5 protein-coding genes are annotated in these 3,220 nt (G+C 61.1%); 1 reads left to right on the forward strand and 4 read right to left on the reverse strand.

The window, feature by feature from the left end; all coding sequences use genetic code 11:
* Positions 1 to 922: 922 nt before the first annotated feature.
* Entirely contained in the window at positions 923 to 1,237 is a 315-nt protein-coding gene (locus tag VA603_RS01530) for a hypothetical protein (RefSeq protein WP_323437740.1), read from the forward strand.
* A 15-nt stretch (positions 1,238 to 1,252) separates the two neighbouring features.
* Here VA603_RS01530 and VA603_RS01535 read toward each other — a convergent pair whose 3' ends face one another.
* The 4 genes from VA603_RS01535 to VA603_RS01550 form a co-directional block, all read right to left on the reverse strand.
* The gene (locus VA603_RS01535) at positions 1,253 to 1,663 is read right to left on the reverse strand and encodes an ExbD/TolR family protein (RefSeq protein ID WP_132864051.1); all 411 of its coding nucleotides are present in this window, start codon (positions 1,661 to 1,663) and stop codon (positions 1,253 to 1,255) included.
* 3 nt (positions 1,664 to 1,666) lie between these two features.
* Positions 1,667 to 2,092 carry an ExbD/TolR family protein gene (locus VA603_RS01540; protein WP_132864052.1) on the reverse strand — a complete coding sequence of 142 codons (426 nt, stop codon included), beginning with the start codon at positions 2,090 to 2,092 and terminating at the stop codon, positions 1,667 to 1,669.
* Between the two features lie 46 nt (positions 2,093 to 2,138).
* Positions 2,139 to 2,882 carry a TonB-system energizer ExbB gene (gene exbB / locus VA603_RS01545; protein WP_132864053.1) on the reverse strand — a complete coding sequence of 248 codons (744 nt, stop codon included), beginning with the start codon at positions 2,880 to 2,882 and terminating at the stop codon, positions 2,139 to 2,141.
* Between the two features lie 87 nt (positions 2,883 to 2,969).
* A partial coding sequence (locus VA603_RS01550; protein WP_323437741.1) for an energy transducer TonB occupies positions 2,970 to 3,220 on the reverse strand: 251 nt, incomplete at its 5' end.

Consider the following 3,220-nt stretch of genomic DNA (forward strand, 5'->3'; position numbering starts at 1 on the left):
TCCCGGGCGCCGCGTACTTCCGGCCCGGACTTGTCCACAGCTGCAACGGTCCATGTACAGGCAACCCGCCTGATCCGGACAGCGCCTGTGGATAGATCAGATGTCGTCCGGGTCACGAAGCATACCGAAGGCCTGCGAAGCCGCTTATCCCCAGATTGCTGTGGATAAGCAGGCATCCCTCGTCGCTTGAACGCATTTTTATCCACAAACGGGAGCATCCGGGGCCATTCGGGGCATTGATGCGGCGCTGCTTTGCCCTTCTCCTGTGGATAAACGCCGGTTCGATGGCAACCGGCAGCCCTCCCGCTGTTCTGTTGTGGATATCTGGCGCCCGGTACGTTGAGAGGCATGACTTATCCACCGGCCCCCCTGTAGCGCTCCTGGACCTGCCACGCCGGGGTGGGGCAGGCCAGCCTGACTCCGCTCGCGCCCGATGCTCGGGCATTCCTGATCCCTCGGCCTTCAGGCGTAAAAATCGCTGAATGTCGCTCAATTTCTGTAGATTCTCTGAAATCCGGCTGTTCTGGCAGTGATAGCGCTTCGCGGGGTGTAGCAGGAGTTATCCACAGCCAGACCGATCATCTGCCCAGATCCGCCTTGGCAGAGTGACGCCACTCGCGTGCGGTTGTGGATAAGCGCCATCCGGCATCCCTAAACGGATGCACCATGGCCTGTGGATAACCCTGGAATCCGCGTTCATCAGGCTGGAGAGAATCGAACCGTTCAGCGCAGGAGCTGTAGATAACAACGCCTCCTGATGGCCTGCAATCGCGCATCCGGACGATGCATCGGATTGGATGAGGCTGCAGTTTCATCCACAGCCTGCGCCGCATCTGTGGATATCCCAACAGGCAAGCCGTGTTTCTCCGATCGATGGCGCCGAATCTGGCTCGGTGCCAGGCATTCTGCAGCGCAACCCCACGTGGAACCCAGCGATCTTCCGGACACGTACCTCGCCCGGCACATGTTTATCCACAGCGGGAGGTTCGCGACGCAGGGTTTTCCGGCGCAACGCAATCTGCACGCCGCCACGCGCTTCCCCTTCCAGATGCGCTACCGCGGCCGCCTTCTGCTTCGTTTATCCACAAGCCCGTCGCTCGATGCCACCCAGCGCCTGGCGCTCGTGTCCAACCGCTCCCTGCCGGTGCACAGCAGGGCAGGGCAGCGGCGCGCCATTACGATTCGCGAAGCAAAAAAACGCCCCCGTTTCCGGGGGCGTTTTCCAGTCGCGTCATGACTTGGTGTTGCAGTATTACTGCACGAAGCCAATCTTCTTCATCTGAGCATTCTTGGCCTGGGCAAGGATCTTGGCCATGACTTCATACTCCGAATCCGGGCTTGCTTCGATGCGAAGTTCCGGCTGGTTGGTCGGATCCTTCTGTACTTCTTCTTCCATCTTCTGCTGCAGGTCAGCCACGTTCACCGGACTGTTGTTCCAGAAAACCTGGTTGCTCGCATCCACGCGCAGATCGATCGGCGGCGGCGGCTCGCGCAGCTGCGGCGGCGGGTTGATGACCCGCTGCGGCAGATCCACGGCAATCGGGTACGTCATGATCGGCGCGGTCACGATGAAGATGATCAGCAGCACCAGCATCACGTCCACGAGGGGCGTGACGTTGATGTCGGCCATTGGGCCCTTGTTGTTGCCACTACTGAATGCCATCGCTTATTGCCCCTTTTCTTTGGTGGCAACGAAACCGACGTCCAGCATGCCCTGCCCCTGCGCGATCTTGGTCACTTCGTTGATCACGCTCATCTTGGTGGTCTTGTCACCACGAAGATTCAGCGGCGGCTGCGGCGTCTGCTGCGCAGCGGTGGCGAAACGCGATTCCAGGGTCTCCTTCGAGACCGGCTCGTCGTTCCAGTAGAGCGAACCGTCTTCCTTGACGGCAACCGTGATCGGATTCGGACGCTTTTCAGCATCGTCCGGATTCTGGATCAGGTTGGCCTCGGGCAACTCCACCTTGACCTTGTGGGACATCAGGGGAGCCGTGATGATGAAGATGATCAGCAGCACCAGCATGACGTCCACCAGGGGCGTCACGTTGATGTCGGCCATCGGGCCGCTGCTGTTACCACTACTGAAAGCCATAACGGGCTCCGTCTATATCGTTGCGAGGACTGCTCGGCTTACTGGCTCAGCGAACGCGCGAGCCAGTGGCGAAGAAGTCGTGCAGATCGTGCGCGAAGGTATCGAACTTGCTGATGGTCGCGCTGTTGATCTTGCTGAAGAAGTTGAAGGCGAACACGGCCGGGATAGCCACGAACAGACCGATGGCGGTCATGATCAGCGCTTCACCCACCGGGCCGGCAACGGCGTCGATCGAGGCCGAACCGGTTGCACCGATCTTGATCAGCGCGCCGTAGATGCCCCACACGGTACCCAGCAGACCCACGAACGGAGCGGTTGCACCGACGGTGGCCAGCAGGATCATGCCGCCCTGCAGCTTGTTGGACTCGCGGGTCACGGCCTGACGCAGGGCGCGATCGACGAACTCCGAACGGCTCAGGGTCTCGGCGGCACCGGCCTGCTGGTGGTGGGCAGCAGCCTGGGCAGCGTCCAGGGCGATCTTCGAGAACGGCTCGGAAGCCGGCTGTTCTTCCATGGCGCGGATGGCGTCCTGGGCGTTCGGGGCATCCCAGAACAGGCTCGGAACGCGGCCAGCGGCCGACTTCAGGCGGGCGGTACGGAAGATGTTGATGACAGTCCAGTACCAGGACATGGCCGACATCGCCACCAGGGTGATCAGCACGACCCAGGAGACGGCGAAGTCACCCGGCTTGGAGGTCATTTCGTGGATCAGGTGCTCGAAGCCCATCTGCGAGAGGGCGTTGTTTGCGTTGCCCCCGGCAGCAGCGGCGATGAAAATTTCCTGCAGCATGACGCTTACCTTTGTTGTGTGTGGTGTTAAAGGGTGTAGCTAAAGTTGAACCGTTCCAGCAGCGGCCAGTCCTGGCCGCCACACGGATCAGCTCAGCGCAAAGTTGACCGGGACGCGGACGCGACCAGCCGCCTTCTGTCCACCGCTTGAGGCGGGGTTGAACTTCCACTTGCGCGCCGCTTCCATGGCAGCACGGTCGAGGTCACGGTTGCGGCTGGACTTCTCGACGGCCACATTGGTGACGTTGCCGTTGGCATCGACATCAATGATCAGGATGACCTCGCCCTGGATACCGGCGCGGAAAGCGGCCGGCGGGTAACGCGGCGGGTTCATGTTCT

Source organism: Stenotrophomonas capsici, assembly GCF_034961085.1.
GTDB lineage: Bacteria > Pseudomonadota > Gammaproteobacteria > Xanthomonadales > Xanthomonadaceae > Stenotrophomonas > Stenotrophomonas capsici.